The following is a 20,959-nucleotide window of genomic DNA, read 5'->3' on the forward strand; positions in this document are numbered from 1 at the left end:
ATGCCAAGGATACGCTATGAAACCTGCTATAAATAATACTAAAACTACTTTAGATAATAACATTACTCCTGATGAGCAGCTGATCATTGATAATGAACAGCCCAATAATGAAGAGAAGGTCATTGTAGAGGATCCTGCTGCTGTGGCGCCAGATAATCCAAAAGGCAGCTATGAAGGACGTAAGTATGATGCAGAAATAGATGGTCCTCAGCAAAAATCTCAAGAAACAGATGAAATATATTCTGATCCTCGTAAAGAGGAAAACTTACCAGATGGCGGCAAAAATGTTGGTGATCTAAATGCCTATGATTTAAGTCAAGATGGTAATAAGATTTAATTATTTAAGTTAGTTGATAAGTTCTAAGCTACGATTGTTACCTAAGTGATTGACTTAGCTATTAAGTAAACGGCTATTGAATTAACAGTTACTAAATAAGCAGCTATCAGATAAACAGCTATTAACTAGTCTAAGGATAATAAAATGGAAACCAAAGATCCGGCATTAACTAAAACTCCAATTAGCAGTCATGAAACTTTAAATGAAATGGTCACTGAGCATACGGCTAATACTCCTATGCATAATCAGGCTAGTATTGCTGATCATGATGAAATTAAAGGCACCCGAACTCTGCAAGAAACGGTAATAGGAGCAGGGCTCATTGAGGATATAGAGAGCTTGGATAATGATGCTATAGACTCACGTGTAGCTAATAGCCACACTAGTGAGCGTGTAGCAAATGCAAGAGTGAATCATCCAGACGCTTTGGCTACTACCGGAGCTAATGATGAGTGGGTAGAAGGGGATATTATCACTCAAGATGATATCGCAAATCATGATGAGCTAGAAGCTAATACGTCTGTTACTAATGGCACTGATACTTTTGATAAAAATATAGTCGATAATGTACATGTTAACGAGGGTGATAATGCTGCTCGTCAGCCTGATCGTCGAGATCAACAAGAGGGCAGTGCTTTTGATGAAGGAATTAATGAATATACTGTGGGTAGCGAAGCTCCTAAGAGCGAAGGCATTACTGAGATGAATCGTTATGCTAATGTTGATAATGCGCAAAGCCGCATTTTAACCCCTGATCAAAAAGACTAATAGTAACCAATCATTTATTGCATACAAGTCACTGTTTTTTTAATCAGCTATTAAAGTAAGGGCAAGTTATGACTACACCAGTTAATCGTGATGATGATCGAAAAACTTCTGATGAAGATTATAAGTTGAGGGATGCTGCTGATAATCAAGGCATAGTTCCTGATGATGCGCTACAAAAAGTTAATCCCGCTGCCGCTGAGCGTATTACTGAAGACCATGATCCGCATAACGTGGCAAAAGCCAATAAACAATATGATACTAGTGTCACAAAGCGCTAGTCGCTAAAGTTACCGATCAGATTTATAACAATAGTAAAGCGGTTTTATAAAAAGCCCTTGTTGCTAATCAATAATATTGACTAGTAGCAAGGGCTTTTTTTGCGCGATTTTTTTGCTTACTGTACTAGTATCTCTTTACACATTTATCTAAGTGTTTGTTAAAAAACAAGCAAATAGCGAGACTAATATTAAACAGGTACGCCACTATGGAAACGCAACTCAGTATCTGGACTCGATATCAGCTCAGATTCTACCGCTTTAAAAAGGGCGACTCGATCATCGATATTGTCTTCAGATAGTGATTGCGCCAAAGCTAAGTAATCCTCGAAGTGCCGACTTTCAGACTTGAGTAAGTAGCGATAGTACTTCGCTAAACGGGCGTCTTCTATCACCTCAGCCAGCGCTGCAAAACGCTCACAGGAGCGTGCTTCAATAAAAGCGCCAATAATCAATATATCTACCATTGCTGCAGGCTCAAAAGTACGCTTATGTTTGAGCATACCTTTAGCATAGCGTCCAGCACTCAGATACTGCCAATCCTGCCCACGCTCATGCATGATACCGAGCACTTGCTCATAATGCAGCATCTCCTCGCGTATTAGCTGCGCAAGCTTACGCTGCAAATCATAGGCAAACTCATAGCGAAAGATAAGATTCATCGCTGTACCTGCTGCCTTCTTTTCACAGTTGGCATGATCTTGTATGAGTAAAGGTAAGTGGTTAAGGGCATGGTCTACCCATGTTGAGTCTGTCCGGCTACCTAAAAAGTCATAGATAGGCGTCAGGTCAACTTTGATAGGCGTGCGTAGTCGTGCCACATCGACACTATCTTCACTACTGTCATCTCTATCTTCATTACTGTTAACAGCGCTAATAGCACTGTCTTTGGGAGCTGGCTCAATGGCTAGTTTTGCATCTAGCACATGGTTTTTATTAGCAGTCATAGAATATTCAAGCTTTATTGGCAAGTTAGTATTTATTAAGCAGGTTTTATCAGCGCTATTATAGCAGTCATCCTCTTTATTTGATTGAATCTCAGCGCTAGTAAGGAGCGCTGAAGATCATTGGTAATGATTACTTACAGTTTATGTAGACGCTCAAGTCATGTTTTTAACTAAGTTGTACTACCTCGCTAAAGGTATACACAGCCTAAGGTATCATTAATATAAAACTTCGCTATTTATCTTATGAATGGCTAATTATTGTTTATTTCTTAATTTGATAGTAGGATGCATTTTGCTTTCTATGTAATTTGTCTTACTATTAGTTACTAGTGTTTATTACTGGATAATCAGCATTTATTATTAGTTTGCGCTAGTAGGCATATCAAGCCGCTATAGAATGGTTTTACCGTACTATTTTAGTGGTTGCAATCTGCACTTACAATGATCTTGGTTGGCATTAAGTTTGCTGCTCATAAAGTATGATTAAAAGCCGTCAAAATTTAGTTAGCGGCTTTTTATTTGAGAGAAAATCAAGGTTTAAGTTATTGAAGTTTAGTTAACTACTACTACTTTTTATAACAGATATCTGAATCTAAAATGAGTTTAGTTTGGACAAAATATAGCACGCTAAACCCTGATTAGTTTGCGCAATCAATAGCACAACTCAACATTAACACCTTTAACGTATAGATAAGGACACTACTATGAGCCAGGCTTCTCACGCTAATCGTATCCAAAAAGGCACTCTTGCCATCGAACAGCAAATGTATGACTTTATCGAAAATGAAGTGCTACCTAGCGTCGGTGTCGATTCGGATAATTTTTGGGCAGGTTTTGAGAAGGTTGTCAAAGAGTTCACGCCACGTAATAAAGCCTTGCTGGCTACCCGAGCCAAACTACAAGACCAAATTGACCAATGGCATCTAGACCATCCTGCTAAAGAGGGGGTCATTGATTATCCTCTTTATAAGCAATTTCTGACCGACATCGGTTATCTGCTGCCTGAAGGTGGTGATTTCCAAGTTAGCACTGAGAATGTCGATAAAGAGATTACCGATATAGCTGGGCCACAGCTGGTAGTGCCGGTCAAAAATGCTCGTTATGCACTGAATGCTACTAACGCTCGTTGGGGCAGTTTATATGATGCGTTATATGGTACTGATGTTATTAGTTCAGAGAATGGTCAAGAGCCGGTAGGCAGCTACAACCCTAAACGTGGTGCAGCAGTGGTAGCTTACGCTAAGAAATTTCTAGACGATAATATTGCCTTAGCTTCTGGCTCTTATAATGATGTTACTGGTTTTAGAGTAGTTGATGGCAAGCTTGAGATTGCCCAAGGTGATAAGCGTATCGAGCTTGCTGATCCAACTAAGTTCGTCGGCTATGTTGGCGCTGCGGATAAGCCCACGGCTATCTTGCTGAAGAACCATAACCTACACGTCGAGATTCAGATCGATGCTAATAACTCTATTGGTAAAGAGGATCCAGCCGGTATTAAAGATGTGCTACTTGAGTCAGCTATTAGTGTTATTCAAGATTGCGAAGATTCTGTTGCTGCCGTCGATGCAGAAGGAAAAGTAGCTGTCTATCGCAATTGGCTTGGCTTGATGAATGGTAATCTAGAAGAGAGCTTTGAAAAAGGGGGTAAGTTACGTACTCGCAAGCAAAACCCTGATCGCGAATATACTATCCCAGATGGCGGCAAGCTAGTACTACCTGGTCGTGCTCTACTGCTTATCCGTAACGTCGGTCATTTGATGCAGAACCCTTCTGTATTAGTAGATTTAGGTGACGGACCTGAGGAAGTTTTTGAGGGCATTATGGATTCATTATTGACTCCGCTTATGTCTTTAAACGATCTAAAAGGCAAGTCTAAGCACTTGAACTCGCGCACAGGTTCTATGTATATTGTTAAGCCAAAAATGCACAGTCCCGATGAAGTGAAGTTCGCTAATGAGTTATTTGCGGCGTCTGAAGATGTATTAGGTCTACCACGTTATACCATCAAAATGGGTATTATGGATGAAGAGCGCCGGATGACGGTGAATCTTAAAGAAGCTATTCGTCAAGCTAAAGAGCGGGTTATCTTCATTAATACGGGATTCTTAGATCGTACTGGTGATGAGATGCATACTAGTATGAATGCTGGACCTTTTGTGCGTAAAATCAAGATGAAAGCACAAGCATGGCAGCCAGCTTATGAGCAATGGAACGTCGATATTGGCCTTGAAACGGGTTTACAAGGTCATGCTCAGATCGGTAAAGGCATGTGGGCGCGTCCTGATGACATGAAGGAGATGATGGCTACTAAGATTACTCATCCGCAGCAAGGGGCTAATACGGCTTGGGTACCGTCACCGACTGGCGCCACTTTACACAGTATGCATTACCACATGGTAGATGTGGCTGAAGTGCAAAGCCGTCTAAAATCACGTAAGCGTGCCAATATAGATGATATCTTGAGTATTCCACTGGCTAAAGATACTGATTGGACGGCTGAGGAAGCACAGACAGAACTGGAGAATAATGCCCAAGGTATCTTAGGTTATGTAGTGCGCTGGGTAAACCAAGGCGTTGGCTGCTCAAAAGTACCGGATGTTAATAACGTCGGTCTGATGGAAGATCGAGCCACGTTGCGTATCTCGAGTCAGCATATCGCTAACTGGCTACACCATAATATTGTCAGCACTGAACAAGTTATGGAAGTGATGAAGCGTATGGCAACAGTGGTCGATAATCAAAACGCTAATGATCCTAGCTATCAGCCTATGGGCCCTGACTTTGATAGCTCTATAGCCTTCAAGGCGGCTTGTGACTTAGTATTCAAAGGTCGAGAGCAACCAAGTGGTTATACTGAGCCTTTATTACATCGTGCCCGTCGTGAGCTAAAGGGCAGTCTGTAGACAGCCTAATCGATTAGGTGCCGTAATAGAGCTCGCTTAGGCTTTAGGCCGCTATACTGTAGATCAGTAGCTGTATAACTGGTCTAAGCTATGGGACGCCTATCTAAGCTGGTTGTTTTTATGGATATATAGAACCGCACTGCTATCTTTGTGAAAAAGTAGCAGTGCTTTTTATTGCAATTTTTTTGCTACTGATGCTAATGTTGCTAAAGCCTCACAGAGAATAACTACAAAAAACCATGATGAAGATTAAAAAAATATGTTGCAAATTATGTCAAAGTTGTTATGCTTATATCCGAAGTATGAGTTTGGTAACGGATGTTACGCACTAGAAAGTTAACCACCGAACATTACATTATAGTTACATTAATCTCAGGTTAATGGTGTGACTTATGTAAGTGCTGGTTTTTTCATCTTGTGGTAATAAAACTATGTCAAACTTGTTTCTGACTAATCTAGGTAGCCAGTTACACATTATATCTTTGTGGATTTGTGACGATACCATTATGAGCACCAGCTAATAATAGCTAGCTTATTACTAAAATTGTGAAGTGGAGATATCCCCATGAAAAAGTTACTTCTAGCTACAGCTATTGCAGCCCTATCCGTATCTGCAGCCAATGCAGCACCAACTATTTATGGTAAAGCTTTTTTAGCTGCTGATTATGTTAATGCTGAATTTGATGGCCCTAACGGCAGTATGTATGATGAAGACACCATAGAGATTAACTCTCATGCTTCACGTATTGGTCTTAAGGGTTCTGAAGCTATGACAGCTAACACTGATGTCATTTATCAGTTAGAGTATGGCACAAGTATTGATGGCGATAGTAATGGCTTCAAAAACCGTGATACTTTCCTTGGTGTTAAAAATAAGCAATTCGGTGAGTTCCGTGTTGGTAAAAACCAATCAAGCCTAGCTCGTATTGACAACGTTGTTGTGAACCAAGGCTACTGGGATAACCTAGGTCAGACTCAAAACGAAAAAGAAGTTGTTTCAGCATTAAACATGGCGGATAGTAACCGTATCCCAAGTTCAATCATTTGGACGGCGCCTAAATATAACAACTTACCATTAGAAATCTCTGCAATGTACAGCTCTGATGATGCTAATGGTAACGATAACACAGGTTTTGGTGTTGCAGCGCTATTTGACCAAGGTACTGGCTTCACCGCTGGCCTAGCTTATGACAAAGACCAGAATATTAGAGGTGATATCATCCGTGGTACGGCTACGGTTGATCTAGGTAAATATATCGCAGCTCCGGTAAGATTAGGCGCGTTATATCAAGTAGCTGATTATGATGGCGGCGAGTCAAAAGAAAAAGGCTTTGTTATCAGTGGTGAAATGCCTTTAGCTAACTTTGCTCGTCCAGCGTCTGTTTATGCACAGTATAACAACACCTCAAACCTAAATGGTGTTGACGATTCTGATTCAAATCAGATCGTTGTTGGTGGTAAGTACTTCTACAAAGACAACATCATTGCTCATGCCTATGCTGGTATGAACAAGGCTGACAATGTAGGATATAATCCAACCGAACTTGAAGTTTCGCCAAGAGGCGATGCTGAAGTATTAGTAATTGGTACTGGTCTAGAATACAAATTCTAATCTAACTATTAGAATAGTATTATAAAAACTCATCCTTCGGGGTGAGTTTTTTTATGTCTTTAATAACTAGCTATATGTTTATCACTACTAGATAAACAACAACTAAACTTACAGAGTGGTGCTTACTATTAAAAAAGTCCGCCACTACCTTAGCGATAAATGTTGCAAATAATGTCAAAGTTGCTATCCTTGCAAGCCAAGTATTACACCAGCAACAAATGTTGCTCAGCCCCCTATTTAAAGCCAGTTATAGCAAGCTCCTTATTTCTAAGCTTATGCTTGGTTGTAGGTCTGCGTTCTACTACTGTGCAAAATGATCTAAATATCACCGTAAAATCGAGTTTCGTTATGAAAAAAATACTTTTAGCTTCAGCATTATCGGCTGTTGCATTCTCTACTGCGCATGCCGCTCCCAAGGTTTACGGCAAAGTTTTTGTGACTACTGACTATATTAATTTTGAGTCTGATGTTATGACTCGTCTTGGTCCTAATGAAACCACAGATGCCCCGACAGACTATGATAAAAATGCACTAGAAATAAACTCCCATAGCTCGCGTCTTGGTATAAAAGGCTCTGAGTCGATATCTGATGAGACTGAAGTGGTGTATCAGCTAGAGTATGGCTTTAGCATTGATGGGGATAAAGATGGTTTTAAAAATCGTGATACTTATCTGGGTCTAGCCAATAAACGCTTCGGCGAACTGCGCTTAGGTCGCAACTCCTCAGTATTAGGGAAAGTGAATAACGTCACCCTTACCGAAGGTTACTGGGACAATCTAGGCGATAGTAAGCTCAATAAAGAAAACGAGCTAAGAGCATTAAATATGCTTGATGACTCTCGTCAGAATAATTCAATCGTCTGGTTTGCCCCTCAATATAAAGAGCTGCCAGTAGCTTTAGCTCTCCAGTATGCCGCTGATGAAAGCTTAGATAATAGCAAAAACGGTTACGGTGCCTCATTGATGTTTGATAAAGGTACTGGTTTTACCGCAGGTATTGCCTATAGTAAAGACATGGATATGGACGATGATATCAATCTGTTAGACCCAACGGATACTAAAGAGAAGCATAAAGTCGATTATGGGGGAGAGGTTATACGTGCTACTGCCACTGCCGATTTGACTCATTATATTAATCATCCAGTAACCCTAGGGGTTATGTATCAGCAAGCTGATTATGACTTTGCTGGCTCCGACAAAGAAAAAGGCTTAGTAGTCAGCGCTAAGATGGGCTTAAACAGCTTGGCAAAACCTACCACCGTTTATGTGCAATATAATAAAACTGATAATCTAAATGGTTTTAGTAACTCAAATTCAGACCAAGTTGTGCTAGGCGGTACTTATCAGTTTAAAAAGGATATCACCGGACATGCTTATATTGGTCAAAACTCAGCAGATTACGTTGCTGTAGGTAAAGTAAATAAAGTTAATAAAAATGGTAAAGAAAAATTTGATCGCTATGATGTCATTGAGTCTGATATCAATGTATTTGCCTTTGGTGCAGGTTTAGAATATAAGTTCTAAAGCTAGGCTTGCTGTAGAAATGATCTTTATCAAACTTAATCAAACTGGTTTTAGATTTAAAAACTCATCCTTCGGGGTGAGTTTTTTTTGGTCCTATGAGTTTTTTACAGACAATTTAGCGGGTTAAAGTGTCAACATAGGTATTAGTAGGGCTTAAAAGCTAACTATTTAACAGAGTTTTGGTTTTGCCCTATATTTCATGGCGTATTTTTAGTAAAATCCTCTTTTACCAATTACTGATAGAGTGCTATGACCAAGTTTATATTTGTGACCGGTGGGGTAGTGTCCTCGCTAGGAAAGGGTATCACCGCAGCGTCTCTTGCCGCGATATTAGAGGCACGTGGTGTCAATGTCACTATGACCAAGATGGATCCGTATATCAACGTTGATCCGGGTACTATGAGTCCTTTTCAACATGGCGAAGTTTTCGTCACTGCTGATGGGGCAGAGACCGATTTGGACTTGGGTTATTATGAGCGTTTTTTACGCCATTCAAAAATGAGTAAGAGTAATAACTTCACCAGCGGCCGTATCTATCAAAACGTTCTAAACAAAGAGCGTCGCGGCGAGTACTTAGGCGGTACTGTACAAGTTATTCCGCATATCACTGATGAGATTAAGAGTAAGATTTTAGCTAGTGGTGAAGGCTACGATGTGGCTATTATTGAGATTGGTGGTACTGTTGGTGATATCGAATCATTACCATTTATGGAAGCAGTGCGTCAAATGCAAGTTGAGCTTGGTCGTAATAAAGCCATGCTAATGCATTTAACCTTAGTGCCTTACATTGCTAGCGCTGGAGAGACTAAGACTAAGCCGACGCAGCATTCAGTAAAAGAGCTGCGCTCCATTGGCTTGCAGCCTGATATCTTAATCTGTCGCTCTGAGCACAAGATTTCTCTTGATAATCGTCGTAAGATTTCGCTATTTACTAACGTTGAAGAGCGTGCGGTCATCATGTGCGAAGATGCTAAGAGTATTTATCAAATTCCACGCACCCTCCATGAACAGGATCTAGATGATCTAATTTGTGAGCGTTTTGGTCTTGATTTGCCAGAAGCAGACTTGAGCGATTGGGACAAAGTAGTTGAGGCGCAGCTCAATCCTGAGACTACGGTAACCGTAGCTATGGTAGGTAAATACGTTGAATTACCTGATGCTTATAAGTCAATAAATGAAGCCTTATTGCATGCTGGCATCACCCATAAAGCAGCAGTAAATATCGATTATATCGATGCTGAGCATTTAGAGACTGACGATAGCTTGCTTGAGCGCTTGAAACAAGCTGATGCCATCTTAGTGCCTGGAGGCTTCGGTGAGCGCGGTACGCTAGGTAAAATAAAAGCTATTACTTATGCTCGCGAGAACAAAGTACCTTATTTAGGTATCTGCTTGGGTATGCAATTGGCAGTAATTGAGTACGCTCGTAATGTGCTCAATATCAATGCCAACTCTTCTGAATTTGATCGTAAGACTGCCGAGCCGATTATTGGTCTGATTACTGAGTGGTTAGATGAGCGCGGCGAATTGCAAATACGCAGTGATGATTCTGATCTTGGTGGTACTATGCGCCTTGGAGCTCAACAAGCGGAGCTAGTCGCTGGTAGTAAGCTTAGCCAAATATACGGCTCTAATATAATCACAGAGCGTCATCGCCATCGCTATGAGATGAACAACCGTTATATTGAACCACTAGAGCAAGCTGGCATGACTATATCGGGCTACTCAACTAAGCAGCATTTAGTTGAATCAGTAGAGATTGCTGAGCATCCATGGTTTATCGGGGTGCAGTTCCATCCTGAATTCACTAGCTCGCCACGTGGTGGCCATCCGTTGTTTAATAGCTTTGTAAAAGCGGCTAAAAACTATAACGACATTAAATAGTCTTTTGAGTTTAAACGCGTTTTAGTTGCAATAGTTATCATTGCAAACGCGGTTAAGCTTGAATAGCTGTAGTTTTAATGGTTTGAAATATAAAAAAGACTACTCTACGGAGTGGTCTTTTTTTGCTAATTATCTTATGTAAGTGAATGGTTTTGTTTTTATATCGTTTGTGGCTAATGCAACTTAGCGGCTTTTTTTTATAGGACTATCAGTTACAATAGCTATTGAGTACCAGATAATAATAATCAACAGCGCTAATCAGTAATAATAACTAGGACAGCTATTTTATGGACACTTTACTAACTGCGCAGTCGCATATCCAGCTTACGACGCCCAAACAAACAGACACCAACACCAACAGTCAGCAAATTATCACTATCGGTAATGATCAGCCGTTTGTGTTATTTGGTGGTATGAATATTTTAGAGTCCAAAGAGTTGGCTTTTGAAATCGCTGAACAGTACATTGATATCTGTGAGCGCTTAGGTATTGGCTATGTGTTTAAAGCCAGCTTTGATAAAGCCAACCGCTCAAGCTTGCATTCGTTTCGCGGACCTGGGCTTGAGAAGGGTATTGATTGGCTAGGCCAAATCAAAGAGCGCTATCAAGTGCCGATCATTACTGATGTTCACGAACCACACCAAGCGCAGCCCGTAGCTGAAGTTGCTGACGTTATTCAGCTGCCAGCCTTCTTGTCTAGGCAAACTGACTTAGTAGAGTCGATGGCTAAGACTGGGGCTATTATTAATATCAAAAAAGCACAATTCTTAGCGCCGCATGAGATGCGTCACATTATTGATAAATGTCTTGAGGCTGGTAATGACAAGCTTATCTTGTGCGAGCGTGGCAGTGCTTTTGGTTATAATAATTTAGTGGTTGATATGCTGGGCTTTGACACCATGAAACAGATGGATGTGCCGGTATTCTTCGATGTGACCCACAGTCTGCAGCAGCCAGGCGGGCGTAGTGATAGCGCTGGTGGTCGCCGTGAGCAGATTACTACTCTAGCACGTGCAGGGATGGCGACAGGCTTGGCAGGGCTGTTTTTAGAAGCACATCCTAGTCCTGAAACCGCTAAGTGCGATGGTCCTTGTGCCCTACGCATGAGCCAGCTTGAACCATTTCTACAGCAATTAAAGCAGCTTGACGACTTAGTAAAAGGCTTTGAGGTTTTAGATACTCAATAAACACTATCTTCTAAAATGAGAGGGCAAGCTTATGGCTATGCAAACAGCGAGAGTAAGTATCGATAACATCAGCGATGCTGAGGGCCTTGACAGTCTTATGATAGCGCTAAAGAACATTACTGGCGTAACCGCCATTGAGCTTGATACAGCCAGCAATAGCGCTATAGTCAGTTACGAGGATACGGATACCAGTATTCACGCACTGACCGCCGCTATCAGCATGGTCGACTATGTTACCCAACCGTTCCCAATTGACTCTCCACAGAATCCGCATTATCACGAGAAGTGAATACTGAACTGAACGGCAATTAAGCAGGTAATGAATCAGCTACTAAACGCCCTTGATAATCAGTTAGCATTGCTCTAACGTAGTGGCTAATAGTCAGAGGATAATAGTGAGTAGCTAATTATTCTAATAGATAACAATAAGGAGCCTAACATGGCAGAGCAAACGCGTACTATTAATATTGATGGCATGACTTGTGGTGGGTGTGTGGCTAGTGTGCATACTGCTACTGCTGACATCGATGGGTTAAATACTATCTCAATTGAGCTTGCTGATAATTTAGCAACAGTCAGCTTTGATGATACTAAAACTAGCGCTGAGAAGATTGCCGCTGCAATTGATGATGCTGGATTTGATGCCACTGTTGCTAATTCGTAAGAGGTTTATATCTTTATCATAAAACCAGCTGCTAAGGCTGGTTTTTTTTGCTACAAATCTAGGACTTAGCTTGTTGGTTTACAGTTAGCTAACTTGCCGATTAGACTTGAAAAGCCAGTATTTTGCCTAAGGTTAATAGCGACTGTTACTATTTCTAATATTTATTATGTTTTTGCTGCCTGAGATAATGAAGATAACGCTGCTGATGGATGTTATGCATTGATTTATTGCTCTAATTACCCTATCTTGTGCAGCATCCATCCACCCACTGACCTACTGTTATACGTTAATAGCGCTTATGGCGGTTATATCTCTGTACTCAGTATGACGAGCTTTTATTTATGAATGATTCCACCCGCACATCCTCTGATGAAAGCTATGCAGTAGAGACTGATATTCAGAAAAATACTCAGTTGCAACCGCAGCGCGCACATTTGCAGCTAGCGATTGAGGGCATGTCATGTCAGGCTTGTGCGTCGCGAATCGAAAAAGTACTGACTAAAAAACCTTCTATCTATGAGATTAGTGTCAACTTCGCTGGCGAGACGGCGAACGTAGATTATAATCCAATAGAGACGACACCCGAGCAGATTACCGAATGGGTCAATAAAACTGGCTTTGTAGCTAACCTACAAGCAGGCGAGGACTTATTTGCCAAACCTAATAAAGACCCTGAAACGCGTCTACCGTGGCGCTTAATTGGACTGTGGCTGTGTTTAATACCATTCTTAGTCGGTATGACAGGCATGCTAGTAGGTCAAGGCATGGCGTGGATGCCAGCGACTTGGATGCAGTTTGTATTGGCAACCATCGTCCAGTTTGGATTTGCGCTGCCTTTTTATAGTAGTGCTTGGGCATCAATAAAAGGTGGGCTGGCCAATATGGATGTGCTGGTGGTGATCGGCACTGTAACCATTTGGGCGTATTCCACTTATACTTGGTTAACTCACGGCGATAGCACCATGCTGCATGGCGCTATGAACCATGGCCCTGAGGTATATTTTGAAGCAGGGGTGATGGTCATCGTCTTTGTGCGTACTGGTAAGTATTTAGAAGAGCGTACCAAAAAACACAGCCTAAATAGCATTGATTTATTATTGACACTAACCCCTGATGAAGTTGAACAGCAGCAGCCTAACGGTGATTTTTATAATGTGGCTTTGCAACAAGTGCAAATCGATGACATCTTACGTGCCAAGCAAGGCAGTCGTGTGGCTACTGATGGAGTCGTTGTCGATGGTGAAGGCTGGTGTGTAGAGAGTCATTTAACTGGCGAATCTGTACCGCTGAAAAAACAAATCGGCGATGGACTGCTGGCCGGGGCGTTAGTCGAAAACGGTAGCTTGTTATATCGGGTCGCTGCTAAAGGTAGCGATACTAAGCTTGGTGATATGGTGCAAGCGCTCAGCGATGCGCAGGGATCTAAGGCCAAGCTGGCGCGCTTAGCAGATAAAGTCACTGCTATCTTTGTGCCAGTAGTAGTAGCCATCGCCTCAGTGACTTTCGGGCTAACTTGGTGGCTGACGGGGATGTTAGATACCGCCCTGATGCATGCAGTATCTGTATTAGTCATTGCTTGTCCTTGCGCCTTAGGTTTAGCTACTCCAGCGGCGATTATGGCTGGTATGGGCGTTGCTGCTCGGCATGGCGTTTGGTTCAAAGACGCACAGAGTTTAGAGGCGGCAGGGGATATTGATACTGTAGTCCTAGATAAAACAGGTACTCTGACTATTGGTAAACCGGCTATCGTTGATCAAGTAATGGTGGATAAGTCTTTAGCGGTTAATGAGGTGCTGCAACTTGCTGCTAGTGTCGAAGTGCATGCCAGCCATCCGCTAGCAACCGCCTTAATCAATGCGGCAGCTGAGCGCCAATTATCCTTACTACCAGTGACCAATATTAGCGTTATCAAAGGCGCTGGTATTCAAGCCAATATCGAAGGTCTTGGCACCGTTAAAGTCGGCACTGCTGATTTTGCAAATTTGCTATTGCCTAAGCTGATGCCCAAAGTATGGAAAATAGCTAGTACTGTGGCGGTGAGCATTAATGATGAGCCTTTAGGGGCGTTCGCATTAGCGGACAATCTAAAGTCTGATACTCCACAGGCGATTAGTGCACTACAAGCTGCTGGTATTAAGGTCATCTTAATGAGTGGCGATAAGCAGTCAGTCGTCGACCACGTAGCCGGGCAGCTAGGTATTGATGCCGCTTATGGCCAAATGAGTCCACGTGATAAAGCTAGCCAAATCGCTAAGTTACAAACGGCTGGACATAAAGTGGCGATGGCAGGAGATGGGGTCAATGATGCACCAGCGATGGCCACTGCTGATGCTAGCTTTGCAATGGTAGATGGTACTGATGTAGCACAGCATAGCGCTTCTGCGCGCTTGATGGGTGAGTCACTGATGCACATTGATGCAGCACAAAAAATAGCTCAAGCGACAGTACGCAATATTAAACAAAATTTATTCTTTGCTTTTATTTATAATTGTCTAGGGATTCCATTAGCCGCCTTTGGTTTCTTAAACCCGATGATAGCTGCCGCCGCTATGGCCCTTAGCTCAATCTCAGTACTGATGAATGCCCTACGCTTAACCCGTTTTAAAACGGCTGTAGAATCAACTAATACCGTATCTGCGCCTAATGTTGCAAACAAGGTCTAGTCGCTGACACTTAGGTAGCAGCTGATTTTTATTAGGGTCCGGTTTTGCAGACAGGTTTTAATAGATAAGGCTTGATGGCCAACGTCGAATAGCTGAGCTTTAAGGCTTAGCGCACTCCATAAAGGTTAGCGCTAACAGTGGTAATATTTCATTGAATTTATGCTATGATGCCAAGCACCATAGCCGTGTTTTTATAGTCATAAACATAAGACTTGCTTATGGTTAATATAAGCATAATTGACCGTATTTACGGTGTTAGTTACAGACTCATTTATCCCAGTTATATTTGTTCGTCTCTCTAGGACGTGTTGAATACTCATAAGTAAGCACGCCCAATATTTTATTATCCCTTTTTTATCCCACAAACTTGGCATGACCAAAGGAATTTAAGACATTATGTACGCTGAAGAAACCACCAAAGTGACCGCAATTAAAGACATTCGTGCTCGTGAAATACTAGATTCACGTGGTAACCCAACGATTGAAGCTGATGTTATTTTAGCTGATGGTACAGTAGGCCGTGCAGCAGTGCCAAGCGGGGCATCTACTGGCTCACGTGAAGCAATAGAGTTACGTGACGGCGATAAAAGCCGTTACATGGGCAAAGGGGTCAAAAAAGCCGTAGCCAATGTCAATAGTCAAATCCGCAGCGCTTTGATGGACAAAGATGTCACTGAGCAGCAGCAGATTGATGATGCGATGATTAAGCTTGATGGCACTGAAAATAAAGGCAGTTTAGGGGCTAACGCTATACTAGCTGTATCATTAGCTACCGCTAAAGCTGCTGCTAAATCACAGCATCTACCGCTACATCAGTACATCGCTAATTTGCGTAATCAGACTTCACTGACTATGCCTGTACCGATGATGAATATCTTAAACGGTGGTGAGCATGCAGATAACACTGTCGATATCCAAGAGTTCATGATTGAGCCTGTCGGCTTTACCAGCTTTTCAGAAGCGCTACAAGCTGGTACAGAGATTTTTCATAGCCTAAAGTCAGTACTAAAATCGCAAGGTTTGAGTGTTTCTGTTGGTGATGAAGGTGGTTTTGCCCCTAACTTACGTAGTAATGAAGAGGCCATCACGGTCATCATGCAGGCAATCGAGCAAGTCGGTTACAAGGCTGGTGAAGATATCCACTTAGCGCTTGATTGTGCGGCTAGTGAGTTCTATAAAGACGGTAAATATATTCTGGCCGGTGAGGGCAATAAAAGCTTTGATAGCCAAGGTTTTTCTGACTACTTAGTAGGGCTGGCGCGTCAATATCCGATTATCTCTATCGAAGATGGCCTTGATGAGTCAGATTGGGATGGTTGGAAGTATTTAACTGAGCAAATCGGTGACAAAGTACAGTTAGTCGGTGACGACTTATTCGTAACCAACCCCGCAATCTTGCAAGAAGGTATTGATAAGCATATCGCTAATGCTATTTTGATTAAGTTTAACCAAATCGGTACTTTGTCAGAGACTCTAGATGCTATTTATCTAGCTAAGAAAAACGGCTATGCGACTATTATCTCTCATCGCTCGGGCGAAACTGAAGATAGCACTATTGCTGATCTAGCAGTAGGTACAGCGGCCGGTCAAATCAAAACTGGCTCATTATGCCGCTCAGACCGCGTAGCAAAATACAATCAACTGTTACGCATAGAGCAGCAAGTACGCGCAAGTTATCGTGGCCGTGAAGAGTTTATCGGCTTACGCGGCTAAAGCTTAGTCAGTTAAATATTTGCTCATTATAGAATAGCGAATTTGGAACTAAGGTTTTGAATTCGCTAACAAAGTTTGGCTTAGTAGCTTGTATTTATTTTAATGATGATGCTAAGCTATTAAGATCTATTAACGATATAAATATAGTGATTTTCACTTTTGTATATATTCTTTTATTCTCTGGTTTGATGTTGTGAGCATATGAAATACTTTAGCCAATTTATGTTACTTGCTTTGGCCGTTGCGGTGCTGCTAGGGCTGCAGTATCAATACTGGTTCGGCGGTAATGGACATGTCGAACGCAATGAATTATTGAGTCAAATCGAAGAGCAACAGCGCTTTAATGATAATCAGGTAGCAGCAAATAACTTGCTACGTACTGATGTTTATGACTTAAAAAATGGCCTCGAAGCTGTAGAGGAGCATGCACGCTTAGATCTAGGGCTGATTAAGCACAATGAGACCTTTGTGCAGATATCTACTTCGCCCACTACTCGTAGTAGCCAATGATGGTTAGTAGCTTAATAAAAACTATAACAATCACTACCAAGCTGGCACACTATCCCTATGAGCATCCTCAACAATAAGCTGAATAACAAGCTTAATCCTAAATTTACTAGTAAGTTGAATACTCAATGCCATACTGAATTTAGTGCTAAGGCTGATAAGCAGCAGCTCAAAAGTCAGTCTCCGCTTAACACCCCCCCTAAAGTACACGCTATGATAGTCGCTGCTGGACGCGGCAGTCGTTTCGGTGCTGCTGTAGCTAAACAGTATTTACTCATCAATGAGCAGACCTTGCTGCAGCTTAGCGTCGCTAGGTTAGCTAGTAGTGCTTATATTAATCACTGTTTGCTAGTTATTGCCGCAGATGATACAACGGCGCAGACTCTAAACTTCGCCTTACCAGTATCTTATGCGCAGGGTGGTGCTGAACGTTGGCAGTCGGTAAGCTTAGGCATGCAAGCTATTACTCACAGTGGTGCGGCAGATGATGATTTAGTAGTGATTCATGATGCGGCGAGACCCGCAGTTACTACTGCTGATATCGAGCGTGTGATTAGCGCTGCTATGACTGAGCCTCATGGGGCTATCCTTGCTACTCCAGTTGCTGATACTCTAAAACAAGCACAACAGCAACCTTCTAATCATAATCTGCTACCGATGCAGAAGCCTGCCCTTGATGCAGAAGCTATGAGTAATAATCAGCGTTACTATTCTCAGTGCACTATAGATCGTGCCACTATTTGGCAAGCACAAACCCCACAAGTTTTCCGCTTGGGCAAGCTGCGTCAAGTATTGTCTTATGTTGCGGATCAACAACTACAAATCACTGATGAAGCTAGCGCTTTTGAGCAACTAAACTTGCCTATTAGGTTAGTAGCGGGCAGTCGTCAGAATATTAAACTGACTTATCCAGATGATGCGCTACTACTGAGTGCTTTACTAAGCGCACAAGGCCAAGCCTGCAACTAATAAGGTTGATGATAGCAGCATCCTAGCAAAAAGCCTTTTACAATAATCTGATCTCTTAATAGACCGGTTTATAACCTAAAAACAGTATTGAACCTTGCTTTTCTTACAAAACCCTCCTTTTCTTGTAAAGCACTCTTTTTGTTATAAAACCCTCATTTGCTTATAAAACCTTGCTAATAATAGGGTTATTTCAAATATTATTTTCCTAACGGTTACTTTGATATATGTCAAGTATTAGCATTCGCTAAAAAGTAAATTAAAAATTAGCAATGTAGAGCCAGTGCTTATTCCCTTAAGACCAATGCTATAAAGGCTGACAGATTATTAACAAGTTACAATGTAGCCGATTATTTATAACTTATTATTTGCTTTACTGACCAAACTGCACTACTATGTAACTAAATTAATACAATTATATATAAAAAATACGTATATATAATATAAAAATTTATTACAGGTTCATATTCTCTTACTTGTATATTATTCCTTAGGCCATGTAGTCTAGATTATGTATTATAATTATGAGGAGAGGCACAATGCTATCATCAACTAGTCCCACTCTTTCAAATACAGCAGATCTCTATCAGTTAGTATATGTCAGTCGTATTACTTCGACAGGTCTATCTGGTGCCAGTACCCTCAATGATATCGCTGAGATTTCTATAAAAAATAATAAAGCTGATAATGTGACAGGAATTGTTTGTTACGGTAATGGCTACTTTTTTCAGTATGTGGAAGGCTCAGAGCAAGCGTTGACTGACCTCAAAAATCGTATTTTGATGGATGATCGGCATAAAGATATGCATATCTTAGAATTCTCTGCCATTGCTAAGCGTCGCTTTACTGGTTGGTCGCTGCGCTCTATAACTCTTGAGCGTTGGATGCTTAGTGACTCTAGAGTTAAAGCGTTGATGCCGTTTAAGCCTTACAACTGGGACGCTAATGAGTGGCGACCATTCGTAGACACTTTACAAGGCTATTATGAAGAGCAGAAAAACACTGGTGATATTGATACGCAACCTATAAAGTATAATGTATTGGGCTTGACTTTAAGTAAAGTAGTAGGGGAGCACCAAGCGTTCTTTTTGATTCAAACTATATTAGGATTACTTATTATTTTGACCCTATTGTGGTTTATGCTATCAGATAAATTTTAGATCATTACCTAAAAGATTGAGCACTAGATCTTATTTTAAACCCCAGCGAACGGCTGGGATTTTTTATGCCTATAATATTTTCTTAATAGTTATGATTTTCATGATATTAAGGGTATCAAGGACATTAACAATTATGGATAAACGATTTAATTATACTGATAGTCACTATACTGTAAGCCGCCAATCTACCTTCTACGATAACTAATCATTAGCCCATAAAAAAACCTTCCAAAACCTATAAAGTTTTGGAAGGTTCTAAAGCATTACTACCGGAGTAGATACCACTTTTATATGTGGCGTCCCCAGGGGGATTCGAACCCCCGTTACCGCCGTGAAAGGGCGGTGTCCTAGGCCTCTAGACGATGGGGACTAGGTACTGCGCTTCAACTGCTTTCACCATTTATGCTGAAGTGGTGCACATTCTAATAGCGTCTGTGTCTACTGTCAAGCCTTTTTCTACGTTTTTTTAATAGTAAGTATCTTTTTTTCAATGCGCGACGTGGATGTAGGTTATTATTCTTTAAATGGTGGCGTATCCATAGAGAAGTGCAGGTGCTAATAGTTAAAGCTAATAACATATAACCAATAATAGTTCCCCATAACATGTGCTGCGGTTCTAGTTCCATTAGGGTAGCTCTCCTGTTGAGCCTATCACAGCCTGTTGCAGGCCATAAAGGCATCGTAAGCAGCTTAAATCATCTACAGGATATATCGATTAGTACTGAATCATAACAATGACCATCAAGCTAACTGCCGCTTCTGCAAACAGCAAATAACTTAAGCGACAGTCAAAATAGTTTCACTGTATCAATCATATCCTTATCAACTAAAAACTAAGATGATCAAGTCGGATTAATAATACAACAGCGTTATTATTCATTGCAGTAAAACTATGCTCATAGGCTAGCTATTATCGCCAGTTAACCAATAGCAATTAGTGAGTGTTCCATTACTATTGGTTCATTATAGATAAAATTTGGCTAATTGCTGTTTGTTAGTTGTTGCTATCTGTCAAAGTCTCGTTAGGTTCTTGGACACGCAGGGCATTAGGAAGCATTGGGTAGTGGTTAAGGATATGACAGAACAGCTCAGCAGTCTTTTGGGTATCGTATAACGCTGAGTGTGCATCATTACCATCGAAATCCAGCCCTGCTGCTTTGCAAGCACGAGCCAGTACTGTCTGACCGAAGGCTAAGGCGGCTAAAGTCACCGTATCAAATACTGAAAACTGATGAAATGGGTTGTGGCTTTTGCTATTAGTACGTAGAACTGCCGCATTCAAAAAGCTTAAGTCAAAATGAGCATTATGGCCAATAAGGACACATTGGCGACATTCTTCAGCTTTTCGCACTTCTTTTAGGCCTTTAAAAATGCGTCTTAGCGCCACTTTTTCATCTTCTGCAATAGCTTTTCGCATCGGGTTATTGGGATCAATGCCGGTGAACGCTAGGGCGCTTGGCTCTAAGTTAGCCCCTTCAAAAGGTTCGATATGGGCATTTAGCGCCTCGCCTGGATAAAAAACCCCTTGCTCATTGAGCAGAATAGGGATACAAGCAATCTCTAAGAGGGCGTCGGTTTGCGAGTTAAAACCAGCAGTCTCCACATCAACTACTACCGGTAAAAATTTACGAAAACGCTCTTTTAGAGTCATTGGCGTCTGAGTTTCTGTAGTCTCAGAGGGTGCTGATGCTTTAATAGAGCTCGCTTCATTAGTGCTAATACGCTCAGCAGGGCCACTCAAGACCTCATCGGATACAGGAGTGTTATTTTGGGTGGTCATAGACAGTCAAATCACTTTTATCGGTAGTCATAATAAGTTGAAATTATACGAGTAGCTGATGATATGAAT

At 41.4% G+C, this 20,959-nt stretch carries 17 protein-coding genes and 1 tRNA gene; 15 read left to right on the forward strand and 3 right to left on the reverse strand.

What is annotated here, in order from left to right; all coding sequences use genetic code 11:
* Positions 1 to 16 precede the first annotated feature (16 nt).
* The 3 genes from KZA12_RS00470 (at position 17) to KZA12_RS00480 (ending at position 1,383) form a co-directional block, all read left to right on the forward strand.
* Positions 17 to 337, forward strand: a complete 321-nt coding sequence (locus KZA12_RS00470) for a hypothetical protein (RefSeq protein WP_256932759.1) — start codon at positions 17 to 19, stop codon at positions 335 to 337.
* 144 nt (positions 338 to 481) lie between these two features.
* Positions 482 to 1,105, forward strand: a complete 624-nt coding sequence (locus tag KZA12_RS00475) for a hypothetical protein (protein ID WP_218688852.1) — start codon at positions 482 to 484, stop codon at positions 1,103 to 1,105.
* A 68-nt stretch (positions 1,106 to 1,173) separates the two neighbouring features.
* Positions 1,174 to 1,383 (forward strand): hypothetical protein, encoded by a 210-nt coding sequence (locus KZA12_RS00480; protein ID WP_201622394.1) that lies wholly within the window; start codon positions 1,174 to 1,176, stop codon positions 1,381 to 1,383.
* 188 nt (positions 1,384 to 1,571) lie between these two features.
* Here the strand turns inward: KZA12_RS00480 and KZA12_RS00485 are convergent, their stop codons facing one another.
* On the reverse strand, positions 1,572 to 2,327 hold the full coding sequence (locus tag KZA12_RS00485) for a tRNA-(ms[2]io[6]A)-hydroxylase (protein ID WP_218688853.1): 756 nt from the start codon (positions 2,325 to 2,327) through the stop codon (positions 1,572 to 1,574).
* A 704-nt stretch (positions 2,328 to 3,031) separates the two neighbouring features.
* Between KZA12_RS00485 and KZA12_RS00490 the strand changes: the two genes are divergently transcribed.
* From KZA12_RS00490 to KZA12_RS00545, 12 genes are all read left to right on the forward strand, one after another.
* The gene (locus tag KZA12_RS00490) at positions 3,032 to 5,230 is read left to right on the forward strand and encodes a malate synthase G (protein WP_218688854.1); all 2,199 of its coding nucleotides are present in this window, start codon (positions 3,032 to 3,034) and stop codon (positions 5,228 to 5,230) included.
* A gap of 565 nt (positions 5,231 to 5,795) precedes the next feature.
* Positions 5,796 to 6,842, forward strand: coding sequence for a porin (locus KZA12_RS00495; RefSeq protein ID WP_218688855.1), 1,047 nt, complete (start codon positions 5,796 to 5,798; stop codon positions 6,840 to 6,842).
* Positions 6,843 to 7,190: 348 nt separating this feature from the next.
* A complete protein-coding gene (locus tag KZA12_RS00500) occupies positions 7,191 to 8,366 on the forward strand; it encodes a porin (protein WP_218688856.1) in 1,176 nt (391 codons plus the stop codon).
* Between the two features lie 249 nt (positions 8,367 to 8,615).
* Positions 8,616 to 10,250 carry a CTP synthase gene (locus tag KZA12_RS00505; RefSeq protein WP_218688857.1) on the forward strand — a complete coding sequence of 545 codons (1,635 nt, stop codon included), beginning with the start codon at positions 8,616 to 8,618 and terminating at the stop codon, positions 10,248 to 10,250.
* Between the two features lie 287 nt (positions 10,251 to 10,537).
* Positions 10,538 to 11,437: a 3-deoxy-8-phosphooctulonate synthase gene (gene kdsA / locus KZA12_RS00510; protein ID WP_218688858.1), complete on the forward strand. Its 900-nt coding sequence runs from the start codon at positions 10,538 to 10,540 to the stop codon at positions 11,435 to 11,437.
* Positions 11,438 to 11,468: 31 nt separating this feature from the next.
* Positions 11,469 to 11,726 carry a heavy-metal-associated domain-containing protein gene (locus tag KZA12_RS00515; RefSeq protein ID WP_201622401.1) on the forward strand — a complete coding sequence of 86 codons (258 nt, stop codon included), beginning with the start codon at positions 11,469 to 11,471 and terminating at the stop codon, positions 11,724 to 11,726.
* Positions 11,727 to 11,876: 150 nt separating this feature from the next.
* Positions 11,877 to 12,101 carry a heavy-metal-associated domain-containing protein gene (locus KZA12_RS00520; protein ID WP_201622402.1) on the forward strand — a complete coding sequence of 75 codons (225 nt, stop codon included), beginning with the start codon at positions 11,877 to 11,879 and terminating at the stop codon, positions 12,099 to 12,101.
* A gap of 341 nt (positions 12,102 to 12,442) precedes the next feature.
* Positions 12,443 to 14,764, forward strand: coding sequence for a cation-translocating P-type ATPase (locus tag KZA12_RS00525; protein WP_218688859.1), 2,322 nt, complete (start codon positions 12,443 to 12,445; stop codon positions 14,762 to 14,764).
* A gap of 420 nt (positions 14,765 to 15,184) precedes the next feature.
* Entirely contained in the window at positions 15,185 to 16,477 is a 1,293-nt protein-coding gene (gene eno, locus KZA12_RS00530) for a phosphopyruvate hydratase (protein ID WP_201622513.1), read from the forward strand.
* A 201-nt stretch (positions 16,478 to 16,678) separates the two neighbouring features.
* Complete coding sequence (locus KZA12_RS00535; protein ID WP_201622404.1) at positions 16,679 to 16,987, forward strand: septum formation initiator family protein; 309 nt, start codon at positions 16,679 to 16,681, stop codon at positions 16,985 to 16,987.
* A 210-nt stretch (positions 16,988 to 17,197) separates the two neighbouring features.
* On the forward strand, positions 17,198 to 17,953 hold the full coding sequence (gene ispD / locus KZA12_RS00540) for a 2-C-methyl-D-erythritol 4-phosphate cytidylyltransferase (protein WP_256932789.1): 756 nt from the start codon (positions 17,198 to 17,200) through the stop codon (positions 17,951 to 17,953).
* 536 nt (positions 17,954 to 18,489) lie between these two features.
* On the forward strand, positions 18,490 to 19,110 hold the full coding sequence (locus tag KZA12_RS00545; RefSeq protein ID WP_227677164.1) for a BLUF domain-containing protein: 621 nt from the start codon (positions 18,490 to 18,492) through the stop codon (positions 19,108 to 19,110).
* Positions 19,111 to 19,404: 294 nt separating this feature from the next.
* Here KZA12_RS00545 and KZA12_RS00550 read toward each other — a convergent pair.
* Positions 19,405 to 19,480: transfer RNA gene (locus KZA12_RS00550), tRNA-Glu, on the reverse strand.
* Between the two features lie 624 nt (positions 19,481 to 20,104).
* Complete coding sequence (gene rnt / locus KZA12_RS00555) at positions 20,105 to 20,761, reverse strand: ribonuclease T (protein WP_201622514.1); 657 nt, start codon at positions 20,759 to 20,761, stop codon at positions 20,105 to 20,107.
* Positions 20,762 to 20,959 lie beyond the last annotated feature (198 nt).

This window comes from Psychrobacter sp. BF1, assembly GCF_019279065.1.
In the GTDB taxonomy this organism is placed as follows: Bacteria; Pseudomonadota; Gammaproteobacteria; order Pseudomonadales; family Moraxellaceae; genus Psychrobacter; species Psychrobacter urativorans.